This window comes from Acinetobacter variabilis (assembly GCF_000369625.1).
Taxonomy (GTDB): domain Bacteria; phylum Pseudomonadota; class Gammaproteobacteria; order Pseudomonadales; family Moraxellaceae; genus Acinetobacter; species Acinetobacter variabilis.
Window position 1 is genome coordinate 1,280,232 of the sequence record NZ_KB850113.1, and the last position, 19,979, is coordinate 1,300,210.

Consider the following 19,979-nt stretch of genomic DNA (forward strand, 5'->3'; position numbering starts at 1 on the left):
AATTATAAAGCAAAAGTAAACCTATGAGGATTAATTTTGCAGTTCATCATGATAGGGAAAAGGGATTAAGGCTACGCGAATCAAATTCAAGAAATGAGAGCATTCTAAAATGATGATATTTTAAAAAGGCGCCATGCTTCGATAGGCAACATAAACCTTCTTGTCCTGCCGCACCAGATCACTACTAAACTGACGTTTACGTTCACTCAGCATCACTTCGATACGTGCTTTAAAGTGATTGGATTGCACTCCAAGCAGGTTATTAAACAGGTTATGTTTGGCTGCATCCACCTGAGCAAAGGGTTCTAGTGTCCAGAGATCAGCCACATTGGAAAAATATTCCAGATTCGCCTGACGGTGATCCAGCAATTGCTGCACAGCATTCACATCCAGCTTTTCATCCATGCTCGCCAAAAGAAATGCAGATGCGGTATTAATATTGACTGTACTGTCTTCTACAGGCGCAGCACTGAGATAAGGTGCGATTAGTTTGTACTTGTTTTCTTCAAAGCCTCGTACCAGTTTCAGCTCTTCAACGCTATGAAATTTGGTATTTGGAGGCAGAGAACCATTCGGCAAGCCCTGATAATAATTAGATTCTGCACCCATTGGGCCACTTGGCATTTCATCTTCATCCTGCCAGTCGATCACAGCTTCACTCAACTGCTCTGGCAATCCAGCACGTTTTAATATCAGCTCGAACCAAGCTTTAGCATTTTCATTTACCGTACCTTCAGCTGTAATCAGGCTATTTAAATTAAACTTACCTGATTCATCTTGCAGTATTCCCGAAACATAACCATCTTCAACCGGAAAAGCTGGCATCGGCTGCGCCCAGGTTTCATTTAAATGATCAACTTCAGCAGCATTCTCTGCGTCATCCACAAGTAATTCAGAAAAAAACGCTTCAGCACTTTTGGCATACATCAAAGACTGGTTTTGTCGCATTAAATAAGCGGTACTTTCAGCAGTTGCAGCCTGACGTTTAGCAATAGTCGCAGCCAAAATAGTTGCAAGAGCCACCATCACTAGAATGGTAATCAGAGCAATCCCCTTCTGCTGTTTGATCATCATTGCTTTGTTCATCTGCATTTTATTATTCTTTGTCAGGTTAACTTTTGGGTTTCAAGCAGGAAATCTGTATTCAATAAACTGAAAATCCACTCATAACTGACCCCATTAACCATTAAGTTGATTTTAATGCCTTTGGGCAAGCGCTGTTTTTGCTCAACCTGATTTAAATCAAATGATGAGTCTGGCCATTGGGTCATTTCATTCGGATTAAGCACTACGATCTGAAACTGCTCAACATCGGACAACAACACACTGGATTCAGGTTGATCACGACCGGTCTGGTTTAAATTCCGGTATTTCAAGCGATATAGTTTTTGTTCATCTGCCCGGTACTGATATTCAACCCGTTCATCTGGAGAAATCCCCTCTTCCAGAGGATCGGTAACTCCAGTCTTACTAAAGTTAAAACGCCCGTTTTGCAAAACCAGTGCCGGCTGAATATCACCATTAATATTGGCCGTTAAAGGCACCGCCTGTACCGTATCACGCAAGATCTGCTGATAAGTATCTTGCAACTGACTTAAGCGCTGTTCATGCACCGCATTACGGTCTTTGGTTTGTATAATATAATCAAATACTTTCCAGCTTAGAGCAGACAGTACGGCGAAAATAGCAATAGCAACCAGTAGTTCGACCAGCGTAAATCCCTTTGACTTCATGGCGCTTCATTCATCCGGTGATTAAAGAACATCAAGCTGCTAATTCCATTTTCTGCCTGACCGGTTTCAGTGTTGACCAGACTCACCTGTAATTCAATACGTTGTACATTAGGACTTACAGTAGGCTCACTGCGCTTATCAATTTGCCAGGTTTCGCCCTGCTGGGTGAGTTGTTTAGATTCAGTACCAGTGAGCCACTGCTGATTGATTTCCATCAGTGCCGCTTCATTCAAGGCAACAAACTGGGCTTGGGTTCTCAAAATGGCATTCGAAGTCGATTGGGTATATTGCATGGCAACTTTAGTCAGGGTCATGGCTGCTGTGGCAAAAATCGCCAGCGCAACCATCACTTCCAGCAAGGTAAATCCTGAGGCACGATTAAGTCGAGTAATACTCGACCTGAGCGGCATTGTCGCGCAAGAAAGTCCAAAAGCTGTGCTTGAGGAGCCGCGATGAGTGAAATGCTGTTTCACCGCTGCGCAAGACGAAGAGCTATGCCCGGAGTGCGCACGATCAGCATTTGACTTAAATGGCTTGATTACATCAGCTCCGGCACTCTGCTTGAAAACCCTAGCTTTCATGGACTTTACCCAAGTGATCAATTTCAATCGGATTGCCTACTTCACGATCTTCCAGATAAAACTGGATTCTGACCGGTTTAACTTCACCATTGCCTAACCAGATCAGCTTGGGTGCATTGGCTTCAGTAAGATCCCGATTTTGGGCATTATTATAACGTTGCTCTAAAGGCTGAATCCGGAAAGAGACCTGTTCTGGTAAATTGCGCAGATTAAACTCCGCATAACTTTGCCATTTCTGCTGATTTAAAGTCGGTTCTGCCTGATTAGGTGAACGATATTCCACGACCCCGTAGCGAAATGGTGAAATATCAGTGGCAGCCTGAACATCAAGCGCAAGAATACGGGATTGATCATTAGCTTCCCGCAAGATCCGCTGCAAATCCAGTAACAGGACTTCCCGCGTCTGCATTGCCTTGCGCTGATCTACCCCACCAATATTCAATACAACTAGTGATGCCATAATACTCATAATCACAATCACCACCATCACTTCGATTAGAGTGAATCCACGAATGGAGGCGTGATGTGATCTGATCATAGGCAACTCTTAGGCGAACTACTCGGCAGGATGAACCTGTTTCGGTAAAGCTAAAGCTTGATCAATAAGGGCAACGCGCAAGGTATCGCGTGAACCAAGATAGCGCTGGTAGAAACTGGAGTTAAGAATAGCAGCTGCACCATGGGTCAATGACCAGATTGAGGCCAGATAATCACGCACCGACATGCTGCTATTGATTGAAGCCAGATAGCTTTCAGTCATACGGATAATCAGACGTAAGCGCTGTTTGCGCACCTGATAAAGTTCGCTAAACAGATGCTGAATTCCAACACCTGTTGTAGAAAGACGTTCTTCAATCTGATGAAAAAGGACAGTACGTTCAGGGTGATGCAGATGGTGCAACATAAAGAAAGCCAGATGTTCAGGAAAAGCCTTGTCACTATCCTGAATCATTTCCAGCAACATGCGCTCATTACGGATAATCAGCAGTATGTACAATTCATCTTTACTCTGAAAATGCTTGTAAAGAGTGCCTTTGGCCAGATCCAGTTCTGCTGCCAGTGCATCCAGGGTCATCCCGGCTTCACCATTTTCTAGCAGTAACTGTTCTGCGACTTGAAAAATCAAGGTTTCTCTTGCTCGAAACTGAGCCTGACGATCCATCTTCACCCTATAACTCTCTTGTACTCTTATCTAACTTTATTTACTTCGAATTCAGAAGATTCTCAAAGTTCTGCTTTGTGATATAAGCCATTTCTTCTAGCGACTTATCATATACATCGCAAAGGGCTTTGGCTACATAAGGAACGTATTTTGGTTCATTAGATTTGCCACGATATGGCATTGGAGCAAGGTAAGGACTATCCGTTTCGATTAAAACACGATCAAGTGGAACCTGTTTGGCAACGTCACGCAAATCCTGGGCATTTTTAAAAGAAACAATACCGGAGAAAGACACATAGTAACCGCAGTCTAAAACAGCTTTAGCGGTTTCCCAGTCTTCGGTAAAACAGTGCAAAATGCCATGGGTAGATTTCTCTGCACGAATAATATCAACCGTGTCATGCTTGGCAGAACGGGTATGCACAACGACAGGTTTTTTCACAATTTGTGAGGCATGAATATGACGGGCAAAACAGTCTTTTTGCTCGGCAATAAAATCGGTGCTGTGATAATAATCGAGCCCCGTTTCACCCAACGCCCAGACTTTTTCTGGCTGTGCCAGTTCAACCAGATATTCAGTAGTCGCACGCGCCATCGTTGCCGCATCTTCGCAAGGATGTACACCGACGGTATAACCGACATCAGGATGACGGGCAGCGATTTTAGCCAGCTCGATATGATCATCCAGATCCACCGAGATACTCATAAACTTGGATACGCCTGCTTCACGGGCCTGAACAAGCGCCTGATCCAGATCACCATTATAAGGTGTTAAATCGAGCAGTGTTAAATGACAATGAGTATCTACAAACACAATGAGTTCCTACCGAAGGTAAATTAACTACATAGTGTAACTTTTACGTCCATCAGATTTAAGACCTGCAACCAGACGATCTGCTTCATTTTTGAAGAAAACGCCTTTTTCACCGGTGAGCTGAATCCCAAAACCTTGTGGCTTGATGCCATTCTGCTTTTGAGATATCCAGATTACTTTTCCGGTTAATGGAATTTTCTGCGTCTGTTCAGGTAAAGTCGTCAAAACAAATACTTCTTCACCCAGCTTGACTGGTTGCTTGGAAGGAATAAAAAGTCCACCACCTACAACATATGGCATATAACTGGCAAATAACGTTTCAATATCCGGAATATTGGCCTGAATAATACCGCCCATACGTGGTTGCATCTTGTTTTCCCCTTAAGCTAAAGATTCATCAGCTTGATACACAATTCATCGAGCACCAGATTACTTTGTACATTCTGCTCAAGATATTGTTTGGCTCGCTGAAAATCCTCATAAATTTCAAAAAGTGTTTCCAATGAATATTGTTCGGCCAATACATTAAAGTCCAGATCAATGTTTTTTACGGCCTGATTTAGCTTGACACAAATTAAATCGGACAACAAGTATTCAAACATTTGACCAAATTCACCAAAACTCAGGCTTTTATTCCATTTGGTCGCAATTGCCATGGGCATATTTTTTTGAATAGCCAGTTTTTTCCAGTCTTCTATGAATTCCTGACGTAGTGGCAGCCATGAACTTTGTGCAACCTCAACCGCTTGCAAAGGCATCTGATTGGATAAATTCATCAATAACTGCTGCTGGCTCGAACCTGCTTCAGGTAATTGCACTTCTACATATTCACCGAATTGCACTGATGAAATCCGGTCCAAAGCAAAATGCTGTAAACGGCTGCGAATAGTTGCAGGCAATTTCAGATAATGATCCGCAAGTAAAATGATGACAATATTTTCACCCGGTTCTTCCAGAGTTTTCAGCAAGGCATTAGAAGAGGCAATATTTAATGCTTCAGCGGGTTCAATGACAACGACGCGCCAGCCATCCACGGTCTGCTGTACAAAAGGCAGAAGATCACGGATTTTTTCAATTTTAATTTTGGCATTCTGTTTTTTATTGTCTTCATCAGTACTGATATAGACGTAATTCGGATGGGTATCCGCTTTTAACCACTGACAGCTACCACACTCACCGCATGGCCCATCAGGCTGACGGTTCAGGCATAAAACCCAGGCCAGAAACTGCTGGGCAAAGGCTTCTTTACCACAGCCTTTTTTTCCATAGAATAACAAACCATGTCCAAGCTTAGGAAAACGCCCGGTTAGCGTTTCCCAAACCTGTTGCTGCCATGGATAAATCTGTGCATTGACATCAAGCGGCATGGAGAATTCTCAAATTAAGCAAAAGAAGATGGATCCATCTGGTTCAGGCGGTCCAGATCTTCCTGCGTATCGACACCTGGCGGTAAATTGGCTTCTGCCACAGCAATGGCAATACGGTGACCATTTTCCAGTACACGTAACTGTTCTAAAGATTCCAGTTTTTCCAGCACACCTATTTCCCAGGTTACATATTCCTGTAGCAGTTTTACTCGGTAAGCATATAAACCCAAATGACGATAAGCCCAATCATGCAGTTTTTGTTTAGCCAGTTTGGCACCATCACGGTCATAAGGAATCGTAGCACGACTAAAATACAGGGCCTGATTGTGCTTAGACATCACAACCTTAACAATGCTGTCACGCTTAAATTCCTCTAAATGATGAATTGGCTCACACAGAGTCGACATTGAGCAAGCTGGTTGATCTTCTAAGAGTTGCGCGACCTGTTTAACTAACTGGGCTGGCAATAAAGGTTCATCACCCTGCACATTTACGATAATGTCATCACTCGCCCACCCCTTGATTCGAGCTACCTCGCTTAGACGATCTGTACCTGATGGATGATCTGCTGAAGTCAGGACCACATCAACGCCTTCAACACGGCAAACTTCTGCAATACGTTCATCATCTGTCGCCACACACAGGTCATCAAAGCCCTGCACTTTTTTAGCCTGATCCACGACACGCAGAATCATTCGACGACCATGGATTTCCAGCAAAGGTTTACCCGGCAAACGTGAACTGGAGAAGCGTGCAGGAATAACTATATGTTTCATCGTAAATAAACCTTAAGAAATAGAAATACCCTGTTGCTCTAATTGCTGCTGCAATATTGTATAACAGGCAGGTGACAAGACTGCATCGACCGGCACCACCCAGATATCCCGCTGATAATCTGGATACTGTTTGAGTAATGCCATAATTTTAACTGCATCTTTTTCAGTAGTAATAATCGGACTATTGTCATCGAATTGCAGGTCTTCAATTTCATAATCATGATGGTCTGGAAATTCGTGACACTGAAATTGCTGCAGCCCCAGATGTTCTAGCGTTTGATAAAAACGCTGCGGAAAACCGATGCCGACTACTGCATAAAAAGCCGCAGTTGGATCAAAGCTTTTGATGACATCCTGATTTAATAGATAGGGCTGAGAGGCTGCAAGATGCATATGCAAAGGCAAAACTGGATTTACTGCATGTTCAATTACGGTACCCTCTTCTAAGCGGGTAACGGGTTCACGCAGATAACCTTCAGGTAAAAGTTTCTGGTTACCCAAGCCTCGGTTATTATCCAGCACAATCCATTCAATCTGCCGATTTAAAGCCCAGTGCTGCAAACCGTCATCACAAATAATTAAATCCAGTGCATGCTTTTCTAGCAAAAGCTCAATGCTCTTCTGGCGATTTGGCCCCACAGCCATCGGCACACCAGTCGCTTGGACAATTAAGGCTGGTTCATCCCCTACCACTTCAGGCAAGGTATTTAAATCGACATAAGCAGGAAAAGGACCTTTACCACCATAACCTCGGCTGATCACACCAATCCGTAAGCCTTTTTCATTAAGGTAATCCACCAGATGAATCAGCAAAGGTGTTTTACCACTCCCACCTACGGTAATATTCCCAATCACCATTACTGGAATAGGTGCGGTATAACTTTTCTTGATCCCTTTACGGTAAAGCCAGTGATTGCTGACAAAACCCAAGCGGTAAAGCCAGGACAAAGGACGCAGCACAACCAGCCACTTTGCCTGTGTATTCCAAGCATCCTGAATGATCTGTGCCAAAGCCATGACTTAATGTTCCTCGAAATTACGTTGGTGCAGCTGATAATAAGCACCTTGGCGTGCAATCAGCTCAGCATGATTACCCTGCTCAATAATACGACCTTGATCCATCACGACAATGCGATCGGCATTTTCAATTGTTGATAGACGATGCGCAATCACAATCGTAGTCCGATCTTGCATCGCCTGATCAAAGGCACGCTGAATAAAGTATTCAGATTCGTTATCCAGCGCACTAGTCGCTTCATCCAGAATCAGGATCGGTGCATTTTTCAGAATAGCACGGGCGATCGCAATACGCTGACGCTGACCACCTGACAGATTCAGACCTTGAGCACCTAGTGGCGTATCATAACCTTGTGGCAAGGCCATAATGAAATCATGCGCATAGGCGGCTTTTGCTGCTACAATGATTTCTTCATCACTCGCACTTTCTAGCTGGCCATAAGCAATATTTTCACGGACAGTACGGTTAAACAGCACTACCTGCTGGTTTACCATCGCGATCTGGGTACGTAAAGCAGTCAACTCATAATCAGTAATCGGTTTTTGATCCAGTAAAATTTGCCCGGATGTAGCTTCCTGATAACGTACCAATAGATTCACTAGAGAGGTTTTGCCTGCTCCTGAACGTCCAACCAATGCGACAGTCTCGCCCGCTCTCACTTCCAGGTTAAAGTCATGAATCGCATGGTGACCATCGCCATAAACCAGATTGACATCTTTAAATTGAATATTGCCTTTTAAGGTATCATTGAGTTTGCCAGTATTATGCTCTTCAGGCATATCTAGCAATTCAAACACAGAATGTGCGGCCGCCATACCACGCTGAATTTTTTCATTCACATCAGTTAATGTCTTGATTGGTCGCGCCAACATGCCTGCAGCTGTAATATAAGCAACAAATTCACCCGCAGTAGTATCTCCCAGAATTTGTGGGCGCAATGCAATATACATCACGATACTAAGTGAAACTGACATGATCAGCTGCACCACTGGACTGTTCAGCTGCTGTACTGCCACCATCTTTAAGCCACGGCGCAGGTTTTCCAAAGAATTCTGTTTAAAACGTTCCTGCTCATAAATCTGACCACCAAAACCCTTGACAATCAGATTGGCATTTACCGTTTCCTGAACCACATGGTTCACATCACCCATGGTGTCCTGAACCTGTTGTGATAGCTTGCGCATCCTTTTTGAGGCTTTACTGATCACAAAACCAATCACAGGTCCAAAGATCAGAATACACATGGTTAAACGCCAGTTGGTATATAAAAGATATCCCAATAAGGCAATTGTGATCAGACCTTGCTGAATGATCGTTCTAAGTGCTTCAGTTGAGGCTGCGGTGAGCTGCTCAACGTTATACATAATTTTGGCCGTAATATGACCACTGGTATTGTCCAGAAAATATTGCGCAGGCAAACGCAATATTTTGGCAAAGACTTCCTGACGAATATTAAATACCAGATTACGGGAGATGACCGCCGTATAATACCCACCGAGGAATAGGCCTAAGCCCCGGAAGAACATCAGTACTACCACTAAGAATGGGAAAAGTAAGGTGAAACCCTGGTCTCTGTTTTGTATCGCCTCAATGATATATTCCAGTAATTTGGCTACAGAAACTTCTGTCGCCGCATTCATAGAGAAACCAAGCAGGACAATTAAGGCTGTGCCCCAAAATGGTTTTAAATAGTTTAAAAGGCGAAGATAGACCTTAAAATCGTGCTTCACTAATAACCTCGAGTTGGTACTTTCGTACTGATGTTGACATTAACAAAGCCAAGTTGCCCTGCAACGTCCATGACACGAATAACATCCTGATGTGTCGCTTTTGCATCAGCGGCAATGACAAACATTAAATCACGACGTTCATTCGAAATCTGTTTAATTGCCGTATTTAAATCTGCTGCATCTTTACTGGCAATAGATTGACCATTCACGGCATAGTGGCCATTGGCATCCACAATCACTTCAATTTTCTGGTCAAAATTCTTGGGCGGCACACCTTGCGCATCTGGAAGCGTCAGGTTCATCCGGCTCATCTGGTTAAATGTGGTTGAAAGCAGCAGAAAGACCAAAATAAATAGCAGGCAATCAATCATGGGCGTCAGATTGATATGTACATCTTCCACCTGGTTACGTTTAAATTTCATGCCCCTGCTCCTAGCTTGCTTTCTTGATGCGTTCTTCTACATCATCTGAAGCATTCAAATAGAACAGATTGGCATGAAATAAGGTTGCCTGCTGTTCAAGTTCCGCCACATATTCCTGAACCAGCCGCTGGAAATAACGATGTGCAAATAAAGCAGGAATAGCAATCAACATACCCGCTGCTGTTGTGATCAGTGCTTTGGAAATACCGGGCATCATTAACACCGGGTCACTATTAGTACCGACATCAATCATTAAAAATGATTCGATAATCCCAATGACTGTACCCAGCAAACCGAGTAAAGGCGCTACTGCGCTCAAAGTACCCAGAAAATTAATATTTTTTTCCAGATAGCCAATTTCCTGTGAAGCTATCACTTCCATCTGGGCACGAGCATATTGCTCAGAATGGTGACGCGCTTCAAAACCAGCAGTAAATACACGACCCAAAGTACTGTTTTTCAAAGCTGAACTCTGTTGCAGCTTTTGCATGGCTTGGTCTGCATTTTGTGCAGGACCTATCAGAAGTGAGTTGGGCAGTACCAGACTCTTTTTTAAACGAATGAAGCGCTCAACTGAAATCGCCAGCATAAATATCGAACACAATACTAGCGGCAGCATCAACCAGCCGCCTGCTTTAACCAATTCCCACATCTGATTTATTCCCCAATAAAAACAAATTTTAAATTAATTATTCTTCGCCCAGGATCGAAAGAATCCCGTCCAGCTCTTCTAAAGAATGATAGCTAATGACCAGCTTGCCTTTTCCTTGCTTGTTGTAGTCAATTTTAACATCCGCACTAAAGCGCTCAGACAGACGCTGAGTCAGCTGCTGAATGTCTGGCGCAATCGCTGCTTTTGGTTTTTCTGTTTTCGGTGCATTGTAGTCGCGTACCAACTGTTCGGTTTGGCGTACTGATAGGCTTTTTTCAATGACCATCTCAGCAACTCTAAGCTGATCTTTAGCCTTCAAAGTCAGGATGGCACGTGCATGTCCCATATCCAGCAAGCCCTGCTGCATAAAGTCTTTTACTTCTTCAGCCAGAGTTAGCAGACGCAGCAGATTGCTCACTGTGGTACGCGCCTTACCGACAGTATCGGCAATTTCCTGATGGCTTAAACCAAACTCGTCATGGAAACGCTGCAAAGCCATCGCCTGATCAATCGGGTTCAGGTCCTGGCGCTGAATGTTTTCGATTAAAGCTAATGCAATTGCGACCTGATCATTCAGCTCACGCACAATCGCAGGAACTTCAGTCAGGCCTGCCAGTTGTGCCGCACGCCAGCGACGCTCACCCGCAATAATCTCGTATGGATAGCGTTCATCATCGACCGGACGGATCACGATCGGTTGCATGATGCCATGCTTTTCAATCGATGCTGCCAATTCCTGCAGATCCTGCTCATTGATATAGCGACGTGGCTGATATTCACCACGTTTCAGCAGATTGACATCAATCTGTTTCAACTGACCATGATCAAGACCTTGTGCTTCGAGTTGTAATTTTTCTTTTTGAATTGATCCCAGCAAGGCATCTAAACCACGACCTTTGGCGAGTCCACGTTTCTTGACGGTCATGCTTTACTTCCTTTTTTCACTTTACTTTTCTTTAATACTTCAGCTGCCAGATTTAAGTAAGCAACTGCACCCTTTGAACTTTTTTCAAAATAAATCACTGGTAGACCATGTGCCGGCGCTTCAGCCAGACGGATATTACGTGGAATCACGGTTTCATAAAGTTTTTTACCAAAATATTGTTCCAACTCTTCCGAGACATCACGGGTCAAGGCATTTCGAGCATCATACATGGTACGCAATACACCCACGATCTGTAGGTCTGGATTAAGTGCCTGCTGAATGCGGTCAATGGTTTGTGTCAGATCAGCCAGACCTTCCAATGCATAATATTCGCATTGCATCGGGATGATGACACCATCCACCGCTGCCAATGCATTCACGGTGATCAGGCTTAAGCTTGGTGCACAATCAACAATGATATAGTCGAATGAGGATTCAATTTCCTGCAAAGCTTCACGCAAAATGAATTCACGGCCTTTTTGCTCGGCAATCGCCAGCTCCACACCAGCCAGATCACGGTTTGCCCCTAAAACCTTATATCCGACTTCAGCTTTAGTAATCGCAGTTTCAATCGGCACTTCACCTAGCAATACATCAGTCACTGAATACAGCAGGTCATTTTTCTGAATCCCCGATCCCATGGTCGCGTTACCTTGAGAATCCATATCCACAAGCAAAACGCGTTTTTTTAACACAGCGAGAGATGCCGCCAAATTTACTGCGGTTGTGGTTTTACCGACACCACCTTTCTGGTTGGCAATCGCAATAATTTGTGCCATGTTGACCCCGATCCTTCAAAAATTTTAAATACGTTTTAATAGAAGTAAATGACGTTGTTCGTCCAAGCGCGGAACCTTCAGTTCAATAATCTGACAGCTAAATTCATCTTTTAACGCTGCCACTTCCTCTTCAGGAATCAAACCTTTCATGGAAGCAATAATACTCTGCTCATGTATATACGGTTTAGATGCATTCACAAAATCTGTCAATGAAGCAAATGCACGACTGGTAATCACATCAAACTGACCCAGCTCATTGATACTGTCTTCATTTTCCACACGGGTTTGTACTGCAATGACATTTTTTAATTTTAGGTCTGCAATAAACTGCTTCAGGAAACGAATTTTTTTACCGTTTGAATCCAGTAGTACACATTCACGCTCAGGCTGACATAAAGCAATGATCATGCCCGGCATACCACCACCAGTCCCGATGTCGAGCAAACGACCTGCAGGCAAATCCTTTAGAATACTCAAACTGTCAAGCAGATGCTTAACTAGCATTTCCTTAGGATCACGAATTGCAGTCAAATTGTATGCTTTATTCCACAGCACCAAAGCGTCCTGGTACTTGAGTAATAAATTTAAAGCTTCATCAGACAGCTCTAAACCTAAAGCCTGGCTACCCTGCTTTAGTTCTTGAAAAAACGTGTGCATAAACAATCAACGCTCGAAAAAGTTAAGTGGAAGTATACCGTTTTCTCTATATTGGCACAGTAGGGAGTGCTTAGTGAATATTCACTTAAGCAGACTTCCCTTCTCGGATCATTAAATCCAATGCATTCAAACGCTCAGGTGTTCCCACATCCACCCAAATACCTGTCAATTTAGAAGAAGCAATCTTGTTTTCCAGCATTGCTGCTTTTAATAGTGGTGCTAAAGGACGTTTTCCAGCCTCTAAGCCTGCAAACATTTTCGGATGAATCACCGATACACCACTAAAAGTCAGGTTTTCACCCGCCACCTGCTGATCAAAGGTATAAGCCTTGCCGTCTGCAAGTGTAAAATCACCGTTAGGGTGCTGCTCCGGGTTTTGTACCAAAACCAGATGTGCCAGATTTTCACCCAGCTCAACATTCAATAAAGGTGCAAAGTCCATGGTTGTCCAGACATCACCATTGACCAGAATAAAAGGCTCATCACCCAGGAGTGGTAAAGCATTAATAATGCCACCGGCTGTTTCCAGCCCTTCACCTTCATGTGACCATAAAATCTTGATACCGAACTGTGAACCGTCACCCAAGGCCTGAGCTAGTTTTTCACCCAACCAAGCCGTATTGATGACAATTTCATTCACGCCCATCGCAGCCAGTTTTTCAATATGCCAGACAATTAGCGGCTTACCACCCACTTCCAGCAAAGGTTTTGGCGTATACAAAGTTAAAGGACGCATGCGGTTGCCCAAGCCAGCCGCGAGAATCATCGCTTTCATTTAGGCCGCTACCTCGTATGAACCATATTTTGCTTCAAAAGCTGGCATCACTTTTTCATGAATAAACTGCATAAATGGCTGTAATTCTGGATAGTCTTTGGTTTCTTCGAGCAGATACCACATCACACGTGGCAGGTCTTTTAGATAGCCAGATTTCCCATCTCGCTCAAATAGACGTACGAAAATACCTAAAATCTTGATATGACGCTGAATCGCCATCATATCCGCATCTTTTTTAAACTGTTCGAAATCACGGTCCTGTTTTGCCGCTGCTGGTAACAGGTCATAGAACACTTTAAACCAGCGATACACGCGATCTGCATTCCACTGTACATAAGCATCACGGGTAATAGAGATCAGGTCATAGGTATCAGCACCAATCACTGCATCCTGAAAATCAATCACACCCAGTTCGGTTTCATTTTCGATTTTCATCAGGTTACGGCTATGAAAATCACGATGCACAATGACTTGAGGTTGTGCCAAAGCAGCATTCGCCAGTATCGCAAATGTGCGCTTGATCAAAGCAGATTCCGCTTCAGTAGGCTGGATTTTTAGAGCAGGTAGCATCCAGTCAGTCAGCAACTCCATTTCAGAAATAAGCTTCTCATAAGAATAAGCAGGAAACTGACCTTCTCCAGGAATGGACTGCAGCTGAATCAGCTGTTTAAAACTTTGCTGATAATAGGCATCAACCGTCTGATCATTCAGCAGATTTGACAACAGCACATCACCAAAATCTTCGAGCAGCAAAAAACCATTTTCCAGGTCTTTGGCCACGATGTGTGGAATACGTACGCCATGGGCATCAAAAAATTCATCAATCGTCACAAAAGGCACACAATCTTCTTTTTCTGGTGGTGCATCCATGAGCATAAATGTTTTATTATTCAGTTTGATTCGTGCATAACGACGAAAACTTGCATCGCCTGCTAAAAAATGTGTTTCAAATTGATCTGAACCGAGTACAGAAGCAATCCAAGATTGTATCAATTGTTCGCGTTGAGTATTCATTTGCAATAAATTCTAGTACAGGCTGAGTTTTTAAAGTGCTAAGTGTAGCTACTTATCAACTTTTTCTCTATGATGCGACAATAATTAATTGCGATAAAAGCATGATTGGTTAATGAGACAAATGAAGCATCACTTTAAAATAAACCCTCTAGCGACTGCGATCTTAACCCTTTTATGTAGTAGCTCGGTCTCAAGCTATGCTGCATCAAATGACTCATCCAATGTAAATGCGGAACAACTTAAACAGCGCATTAATGAGACCTATCCCGGTGAAGCATTCTTCTCACAATATTATGTAGATAAATCTTCACCGGAAGCACAGCAGCGTCAAGGTAAATACCTCAGTTCAGCCTATTGTGAAGGCGCCTGGGTCACTCCAATTGCACCTGATGCACCGACGATTGACCCTGAACAGGCAACTTCAACCATTACTGCAGACTATGGTCATTATAATCCGGCCGGTGATTCCTACTTAGAAGGCAATGTGGTCATTGATCAGGAAGGTCGCCAGATTCGTGCGGAACGCGTGACGATTGATCAGACTCAAACCTATGCTAAGGCAGAAGGTCAAGTCCAATTGGCCCAAGGTGGCTTGATTTCGCAAAGCGATGATATCAATTACAACCTGAAAACCCAGCAAGGTGACTTAAACAACAGTTTCTTCATTGCCGAAGAACAACATGCGCATGGCCGTGCTGAAAAGATTGCCAAAACTTCTGACGATACGCTTGAACTAGAAAATGCCACCTATTCTACCTGTCCACCTGAACAGAAACCGGCCTGGAAAATTCAGGCAGATCAAATCAAGCTGAATCAGGAAACCGGTCGTGGTGAAACCCGAAATACCAAGCTCTATGTGAAAGATGTTCCGGTACTGGCTGTTCCTTATTTTAACTTCCCAATCGATGATCGCCGTACCACTGGGATTCTGACGCCAACTTTCGGATTTACCAATGATGGCGGCCTGGAATTGGGTGTACCGGTTTATCTCAATTTGGCACCACAATATGATGCGACCATTACGCCACGTTATATTAGTGACCGTGGTGCGATGCTGGATGGCGAGTTTCGTTATCTAACAGAAAACTATGGTGAAGGCCGGATTTGGGGTGGCTACCTGCCATCTGATGAAAGTTATAGCAATAAAGACCGTAAAGACCTGCACTTCCTGCATAACTGGCAAATCAACGATCAGTTCTCAACAAATCTTGAATATAATTACGCATCAGACAAGGACTTTTTTGCCGATCTGGATAATAACCCAGATTCAAAAACAGACCTGAACTTGCGCCGTGCTTGGGAAGTTAATTATAAAAATGGTATCCCCGGCTTAAAAGCTCAATTTAAAGTTGAAGATTTCCAGACGCTTGATCCTGCCGTTCTGGATGAGGACCGCCCTTATGCGCGTTTGCCGCAGCTTTTGGTGAATTATAAGACCGGTAACCCACTGGGTTTACAATACGAATTTAATAACGATACGGCTTATTTCCAGAAAGACATCAGAAATACTGAAAATATTGATACCGGTGATGAAGCCATCTATCAACCAAGTGGTACACGCATCTATAATGATTTCTCGGTACGCTATAATCACTTTACCCCTTGGTCATTCTTCATTCCTCAGGCGACATTACGCAATATCAATACTTTCTATGATCAAGATACTATTGATCGTATTAATAATAATCAAACCAGCTCATCAAGTGAAAATCATTCTATCGTAGTGCCACAATTTACGCTGGACACCGGTTTAATTTTTGAAAAAGATGGTCGCTATTTACAGACCTTGACGCCTCGCCTGTTTTACGCTTATTCACCATATGAAAATCAGCGCAATCAGCCAAACTTTGACTCTGTCGTAGCCTCAATTAATTATGATCAATTATTTAGTGCACGCCGCTTCTATGGTAATGACCGCTTAGAAGACAATAACTTTGCTTCTTTAGGTCTTAGTTACAGTTTATTTAATGAAGAAGGTTTAGAGCGATTACGCGCCAGTGTGGGACAAAGTTTCTTCTTTGAAGATCGCCGTGTCACATTAGATCGTGAAGCAGATAAATTTGATCGTGAAAGCCATACTGGTCCAGTTATTCAGCTTAGAAGTCAGTTAAACAAAAACGTGCATGTCAACCTAAATTCTAGCTGGATGTCGAATGGCTCCAATGCCCAGCGTGATGTACAGGTTTATTATACGGGCGATCAGGGCAATCTATATAACGTAGGCTATTTCTATCGTAAAGATATTCCAAACCGCCAGGAAAGTTATGATCAGGTGGTTGGCTCATTTATCCAGCCAATTGCCAATAACTGGCGTCTGGTCGGCCATGCACAATTTGACCTGGACAATAGTGTCGCACGTGAATATTTACTTGGCGTAAACTATGAGTCATGCTGTTGGGGAGTATCTGTCTATGGCCGCTCATACTACAATGACCTAGACGATATCAATGACCCGGATGTGAAAGCGAAACGTGCAGTGATGGCTGAAGTAACGCTTAAAGGTCTTGGCGGGTTAAGCAACAAGCTAACCTCATTACTAGAAAATCGTATTCTAGGTTTTAACAATATCAATCAAACTTGGACAGAACGTTAATGAAGACAAAACAGTTAAAACAAATTTTTAAAGCGACCGCACTTGCGCTATGTCTTTCTTCAGCGATGACGACTTTTGCTGTTGCCCAACCTAAAGATGAAGTTGTAGCTGTTGTCGACAATAGCGCTATTCTGCGTAGTGATCTGGCACAAAGCGTTGCTGAAATTTCTCACCAGTTGCAAAAGCAAAACAAGCCTGTTCCACCGCAACCTTATCTTGAACAACAAGCACTTGAACAGCTAATTGTACGTCAGGCTCAACTGGAACAGGTTAAACGCTACAATCTTCGTCCAGATGAAAAATCTTTAAATGAAGCAGTGCTTAAAGTAGCACGTGATTCAGGCTCCCCTAGCTTGGAAGCTTTCCAGCAAAAATTGGATGCTATCGCGCCGAATACGTATGCCTCTTTACGTAACCGTATTGCAGAAGATCTAGCACTTAGCCGTTTACGTCAGCAAGCCGTAAATTCACGTATTCAAATCAGTGATCAAGATGTTAAAAACTTCCTGAATACACCACAAGGTCAAGCTTTGTTAGGTAGCCAGGTACATGTTCTGCATTTACGTATAACCGGAGAAAATGCTCAACAGATTGCTGCGCAAGTAAGAAATGATTTAAGCAGCAGCAATGATATTCAGGCGATCAGCAAAAAATATTCAACTGGCGATATTAAAGTAGATGCGTCTGATATGGGCGTGCGAAATTTATCAGAGATCCCAGGCGAACTCGCTGCACGTGTTTCTACTTTGCAAGCGGGTCAAACATCTGAACTGATTCCTGCGGCAGATGGCGTGCATGTCCTGAAACTTTTAGAGCGTAAAGGTGGTGAGCAGAAAGCACTGGTTCCTCAGTACCAGACCCGTCATATTCTGATTCAAACATCAGAAGTGGTTAGCCCAGAAAATGCCAAACAGATGATCGATAGCTTGTATGCGCGTCTTAAGCAAGGTGAAGATTTTGCAGTATTGGCGTCTACTTTCTCTAATGACACAGGTTCAGCGCGTGATGGCGGCAGTTTAGGCTGGGTCAGCCCAGGTGTCATGGTACCTGAATTTGAACAGCGTATGAAAAGTACGGCAGTAGGTCAGATTAGTGAACCGTTCCAGTCACAATTTGGCTGGCATATCCTGCAAGTGACCGATACACGTCAACAGGATATGACTCAGGAATATCAGGAACGTATGGCCCGCCAGATTCTGGGTGAACGCCAGTTTGATGCTGAGCTAGATAGCTGGTTACGTGAAACCCGTAGCAATGCCTATGTAGAAATTAAAGATCCACAGCTAGATCCTAAACGCGCTCGTTAATTTAAGAGAAGAAAAGCCAGCATTATACTGGCTTTTTTAATGACTTAATTCTTTAAATAATAAAAAGCCTCTTATTAAGAGGCTTTTTATTTCAGATCCGATTAACGATTGTTTTCGTCGTCAGAAGAATCTTCAAATTTTGAATCGTTGTCAAAACCAGCGCCTTGACCACCGAAACCAGCGCCTTGACCACCAAAGCCAGCACCTTGACCACCGAAGCCACCTTGACCACCGAAGCCGCCAGCAGCGCCTTGACCACCGAAGCCGCCTTGACCACCGAAGCCACCTTGACCACCGAAGCCACCTTGACCGCCGAAGCCACCTTGACCGCCAAAGCCACCAGCAGCGCCTTGACTACCGAAGCCACCCGCGCCACCTTGACCACCGAAGCCAGCACCTTGTGGACCAGCAGGAGCACCAGCTGGACGAGGATTACGTGCAGGTACTACTGTAGAAATCGCGTGTTTGTAAACCATTTGGCTTACTGTATTTTTTAATAATACAACGTATTGGTCAAAAGACTCGATGTGACCTTGTAATTTGATACCGTTTACCAGGAAGATAGAAACTGGAATACGTTCCTTACGGAGAGAATTCAAGAATGGATCTTGTAAAGTTTGACCTTTAGACATGTTATAACTCCAAAAATTTAAAAATCAGCGCAAAAAACTATCTCTATTTTTCAATTAAAAATTATAAAAAAGATAGTACTCAAATTTTGCTTTATCCGTGACAGTTTCGCAAGTCTTCTTGGGCCTGCTCGAGCGTAAAATATGTTGTAAATTTATGCTTTTCTTGCAAAGATCTCAACCAGGTATATTGACGTTTGGCAAGTTGTCGTGTCGCAAATAAAGCCTTATCCTCCATTTCCCGTTGTTTTTCATGACTTAGGTCACCTTTTTTTAAGAATTCTATGGCTTGGCGGTAACCTACTGAACGCATTGAGGGTAAATTTTCGTCAAAATCGTATTTTCCCATTAATCCTTTAACTTCATTTAAAAATCCGTTTTTCCACATAATTTCAAGACGTTTTTCAATACGTTTATGCAATTCTAACCGATCAGGCATTAAGGCATAATTATGGAAACTGTAACGATATGGTAAATTTTTTGGTTGTTCTGCTTGTAGTTTTGTAATCGGCTCACCTGTTAGCTTAAAAACCTCTAATGCGCGGATAATTCTCTGTTTATCACTCACTTTAAATTTCTGACCCGCCAAGGGATCTACCTGACATAATTTAGCATACACCGCTTCCCACCCTTCACGAGCTGCTTCCTCTTCAATCTGGGCACGCACCGCGTAATCTGCGCTTGGTAAATTATCAGACAAGCCTTCAAGTAAGGCCTTAAAATACAGCATGGTGCCACCCACCAGAATTGGAGTTTTACCACGTGCATGAATATCATAAATCAGACGGCAAGCATCTTCGACAAAGTTTGCTGCAGAATAGACTTCGAGCGGGCTAATAATATCGATTAAATGATGCGGATAGCGCTCTAACTCGTCTTTAGAAGGTTTCGCTGTACCAATGTCCATTTCCCGATAGACCAGCGCAGAATCGACAGAAATCAGCTCAAAATGACCTTGCTCGTATAGTTCACATGCCAAAGCAGTTTTACCGCTTGCAGTTGGTCCCATTAAATTGATGACCGGCAGTTGATTGGACATGTAAGG

Annotated in this window: 22 protein-coding genes; 2 read left to right on the plus strand and 20 right to left on the minus strand. The window is 43.3% G+C overall.

Features of this window, described 5'->3' with window-relative positions; all coding sequences use genetic code 11:
• Positions 1-120: 120 nt before the first annotated feature.
• From gspK to F897_RS11915, 18 genes are all read right to left on the minus strand, one after another.
• Entirely contained in the window at positions 121-1,092 is a 972-nt protein-coding gene (gspK, locus tag F897_RS11830; protein WP_005236132.1) for a type II secretion system minor pseudopilin GspK, read from the minus strand.
• A 14-nt stretch (positions 1,093-1,106) separates the two neighbouring features.
• A complete protein-coding gene (gene gspJ, locus F897_RS11835; RefSeq protein WP_005236133.1) occupies positions 1,107-1,733 on the minus strand; it encodes a type II secretion system minor pseudopilin GspJ in 627 nt (208 codons plus the stop codon).
• Positions 1,730-2,314 (minus strand): type II secretion system minor pseudopilin GspI, encoded by a 585-nt coding sequence (gene gspI, locus F897_RS11840; protein ID WP_171065451.1) that lies wholly within the window; start codon positions 2,312-2,314, stop codon positions 1,730-1,732. Before gspI ends, gspJ begins: the two co-directional genes overlap by 4 nt.
• Positions 2,304-2,852: a pilus assembly FimT family protein gene (locus tag F897_RS11845; RefSeq protein ID WP_005236134.1), complete on the minus strand. Its 549-nt coding sequence runs from the start codon at positions 2,850-2,852 to the stop codon at positions 2,304-2,306. The genes gspI and F897_RS11845 overlap by 11 nt, the downstream gene beginning before the upstream one ends.
• Before the next feature lie 18 nt (positions 2,853-2,870).
• Positions 2,871-3,476: a TetR/AcrR family transcriptional regulator gene (locus F897_RS11850; protein ID WP_005236135.1), complete on the minus strand. Its 606-nt coding sequence runs from the start codon at positions 3,474-3,476 to the stop codon at positions 2,871-2,873.
• Positions 3,477-3,516: 40 nt separating this feature from the next.
• Positions 3,517-4,290 (minus strand): TatD family hydrolase, encoded by a 774-nt coding sequence (locus F897_RS11855; protein WP_005236141.1) that lies wholly within the window; start codon positions 4,288-4,290, stop codon positions 3,517-3,519.
• Between the two features lie 27 nt (positions 4,291-4,317).
• On the minus strand, positions 4,318-4,659 hold the full coding sequence (locus tag F897_RS11860; protein ID WP_005236142.1) for a PilZ domain-containing protein: 342 nt from the start codon (positions 4,657-4,659) through the stop codon (positions 4,318-4,320).
• A 17-nt stretch (positions 4,660-4,676) separates the two neighbouring features.
• Positions 4,677-5,657: a DNA polymerase III subunit delta' C-terminal domain-containing protein gene (locus F897_RS11865; protein WP_005236144.1), complete on the minus strand. Its 981-nt coding sequence runs from the start codon at positions 5,655-5,657 to the stop codon at positions 4,677-4,679.
• Between the two features lie 14 nt (positions 5,658-5,671).
• Positions 5,672-6,433: a 3-deoxy-manno-octulosonate cytidylyltransferase gene (gene kdsB, locus F897_RS11870; RefSeq protein ID WP_005236146.1), complete on the minus strand. Its 762-nt coding sequence runs from the start codon at positions 6,431-6,433 to the stop codon at positions 5,672-5,674.
• 12 nt (positions 6,434-6,445) lie between these two features.
• Positions 6,446-7,450 carry a tetraacyldisaccharide 4'-kinase gene (lpxK, locus tag F897_RS11875; protein ID WP_005236148.1) on the minus strand — a complete coding sequence of 335 codons (1,005 nt, stop codon included), beginning with the start codon at positions 7,448-7,450 and terminating at the stop codon, positions 6,446-6,448.
• A 3-nt stretch (positions 7,451-7,453) separates the two neighbouring features.
• A complete protein-coding gene (gene msbA, locus F897_RS11880; RefSeq protein WP_005236151.1) occupies positions 7,454-9,181 on the minus strand; it encodes a lipid A export permease/ATP-binding protein MsbA in 1,728 nt (575 codons plus the stop codon).
• Entirely contained in the window at positions 9,181-9,603 is a 423-nt protein-coding gene (locus tag F897_RS11885) for an ExbD/TolR family protein (protein WP_004784014.1), read from the minus strand. Before F897_RS11885 ends, msbA begins: the two co-directional genes overlap by 1 nt.
• Positions 9,604-9,613: 10 nt before the next feature.
• Positions 9,614-10,255, minus strand: a complete 642-nt coding sequence (locus F897_RS11890; protein WP_005236153.1) for a MotA/TolQ/ExbB proton channel family protein — start codon at positions 10,253-10,255, stop codon at positions 9,614-9,616.
• 37 nt (positions 10,256-10,292) lie between these two features.
• Entirely contained in the window at positions 10,293-11,180 is an 888-nt protein-coding gene (locus F897_RS11895; RefSeq protein ID WP_005236155.1) for a ParB/RepB/Spo0J family partition protein, read from the minus strand.
• Positions 11,177-11,959 carry a ParA family protein gene (locus F897_RS11900; RefSeq protein WP_004784019.1) on the minus strand — a complete coding sequence of 261 codons (783 nt, stop codon included), beginning with the start codon at positions 11,957-11,959 and terminating at the stop codon, positions 11,177-11,179. Before F897_RS11900 ends, F897_RS11895 begins: the two co-directional genes overlap by 4 nt.
• Positions 11,960-11,983: 24 nt before the next feature.
• The gene (gene rsmG, locus F897_RS11905) at positions 11,984-12,616 is read right to left on the minus strand and encodes a 16S rRNA (guanine(527)-N(7))-methyltransferase RsmG (protein ID WP_005236158.1); all 633 of its coding nucleotides are present in this window, start codon (positions 12,614-12,616) and stop codon (positions 11,984-11,986) included.
• An 85-nt stretch (positions 12,617-12,701) separates the two neighbouring features.
• Positions 12,702-13,391 carry an N-acetylmuramate alpha-1-phosphate uridylyltransferase MurU gene (gene murU, locus F897_RS11910; protein ID WP_005236160.1) on the minus strand — a complete coding sequence of 230 codons (690 nt, stop codon included), beginning with the start codon at positions 13,389-13,391 and terminating at the stop codon, positions 12,702-12,704.
• Positions 13,392-14,405, minus strand: a complete 1,014-nt coding sequence (locus F897_RS11915; protein ID WP_005236162.1) for an aminoglycoside phosphotransferase family protein — start codon at positions 14,403-14,405, stop codon at positions 13,392-13,394. It abuts the gene before it with no gap.
• A 121-nt stretch (positions 14,406-14,526) separates the two neighbouring features.
• Here F897_RS11915 and lptC point away from each other — a divergent pair, with 121 nt between their 5' ends.
• Both lptC and F897_RS11925 read left to right on the plus strand, forming a co-directional pair.
• Complete coding sequence (gene lptC / locus F897_RS11920) at positions 14,527-16,998, plus strand: LPS export ABC transporter periplasmic protein LptC (RefSeq protein WP_034581013.1); 2,472 nt, start codon at positions 14,527-14,529, stop codon at positions 16,996-16,998.
• Positions 16,998-18,305, plus strand: coding sequence for a peptidylprolyl isomerase (locus tag F897_RS11925; protein WP_005236166.1), 1,308 nt, complete (start codon positions 16,998-17,000; stop codon positions 18,303-18,305). Before lptC ends, F897_RS11925 begins: the two co-directional genes overlap by 1 nt.
• Before the next feature lie 101 nt (positions 18,306-18,406).
• Here the strand turns inward: F897_RS11925 and hfq are convergent, their stop codons facing one another.
• Both hfq and miaA read right to left on the minus strand, forming a co-directional pair.
• The gene (hfq, locus tag F897_RS11930; protein WP_005236168.1) at positions 18,407-18,937 is read right to left on the minus strand and encodes an RNA chaperone Hfq; all 531 of its coding nucleotides are present in this window, start codon (positions 18,935-18,937) and stop codon (positions 18,407-18,409) included.
• A gap of 91 nt (positions 18,938-19,028) precedes the next feature.
• Positions 19,029-19,973 carry a tRNA (adenosine(37)-N6)-dimethylallyltransferase MiaA gene (gene miaA, locus F897_RS11935; RefSeq protein WP_005236170.1) on the minus strand — a complete coding sequence of 315 codons (945 nt, stop codon included), beginning with the start codon at positions 19,971-19,973 and terminating at the stop codon, positions 19,029-19,031.
• Positions 19,974-19,979 lie beyond the last annotated feature (6 nt).

What these genes read in the sequence shown, in the direction of transcription:
- F897_RS11895 (WP_005236155.1), bottom strand. Translation starts at nt 11,180, where the DNA reads ATGACCGTCAAGAAACGTGGACTCGCCAAAGGTCGTGGTTTAGATGCC.
- rsmG (WP_005236158.1), bottom strand. Translation starts at nt 12,616, where the DNA reads ATGCACACGTTTTTTCAAGAACTAAAGCAGGGTAGCCAGGCTTTAGGT.
- F897_RS11925 (WP_005236166.1), top strand. Translation starts at nt 16,998, where the DNA reads ATGAAGACAAAACAGTTAAAACAAATTTTTAAAGCGACCGCACTTGCG.
- F897_RS11845 (WP_005236134.1), bottom strand. Translation starts at nt 2,852, where the DNA reads ATGATCAGATCACATCACGCCTCCATTCGTGGATTCACTCTAATCGAA.
- kdsB (WP_005236146.1), bottom strand. Translation starts at nt 6,433, where the DNA reads ATGAAACATATAGTTATTCCTGCACGCTTCTCCAGTTCACGTTTGCCG.
- F897_RS11885 (WP_004784014.1), bottom strand. Translation starts at nt 9,603, where the DNA reads ATGAAATTTAAACGTAACCAGGTGGAAGATGTACATATCAATCTGACG.
- F897_RS11850 (WP_005236135.1), bottom strand. Translation starts at nt 3,476, where the DNA reads ATGGATCGTCAGGCTCAGTTTCGAGCAAGAGAAACCTTGATTTTTCAA.
- gspJ (WP_005236133.1), bottom strand. Translation starts at nt 1,733, where the DNA reads ATGAAGTCAAAGGGATTTACGCTGGTCGAACTACTGGTTGCTATTGCT.
- murU (WP_005236160.1), bottom strand. Translation starts at nt 13,391, where the DNA reads ATGAAAGCGATGATTCTCGCGGCTGGCTTGGGCAACCGCATGCGTCCT.
- F897_RS11860 (WP_005236142.1), bottom strand. Translation starts at nt 4,659, where the DNA reads ATGCAACCACGTATGGGCGGTATTATTCAGGCCAATATTCCGGATATT.
- F897_RS11865 (WP_005236144.1), bottom strand. Translation starts at nt 5,657, where the DNA reads ATGCCGCTTGATGTCAATGCACAGATTTATCCATGGCAGCAACAGGTT.
- lpxK (WP_005236148.1), bottom strand. Translation starts at nt 7,450, where the DNA reads ATGGCTTTGGCACAGATCATTCAGGATGCTTGGAATACACAGGCAAAG.
- gspI (WP_171065451.1), bottom strand. Translation starts at nt 2,314, where the DNA reads ATGAAAGCTAGGGTTTTCAAGCAGAGTGCCGGAGCTGATGTAATCAAG.
- hfq (WP_005236168.1), bottom strand. Translation starts at nt 18,937, where the DNA reads ATGTCTAAAGGTCAAACTTTACAAGATCCATTCTTGAATTCTCTCCGT.
- gspK (WP_005236132.1), bottom strand. Translation starts at nt 1,092, where the DNA reads ATGCAGATGAACAAAGCAATGATGATCAAACAGCAGAAGGGGATTGCT.
- F897_RS11900 (WP_004784019.1), bottom strand. Translation starts at nt 11,959, where the DNA reads ATGGCACAAATTATTGCGATTGCCAACCAGAAAGGTGGTGTCGGTAAA.
- lptC (WP_034581013.1), top strand. Translation starts at nt 14,527, where the DNA reads ATGAAGCATCACTTTAAAATAAACCCTCTAGCGACTGCGATCTTAACC.
- miaA (WP_005236170.1), bottom strand. Translation starts at nt 19,973, where the DNA reads ATGTCCAATCAACTGCCGGTCATCAATTTAATGGGACCAACTGCAAGC.
- F897_RS11915 (WP_005236162.1), bottom strand. Translation starts at nt 14,405, where the DNA reads ATGAATACTCAACGCGAACAATTGATACAATCTTGGATTGCTTCTGTA.
- F897_RS11890 (WP_005236153.1), bottom strand. Translation starts at nt 10,255, where the DNA reads ATGTGGGAATTGGTTAAAGCAGGCGGCTGGTTGATGCTGCCGCTAGTA.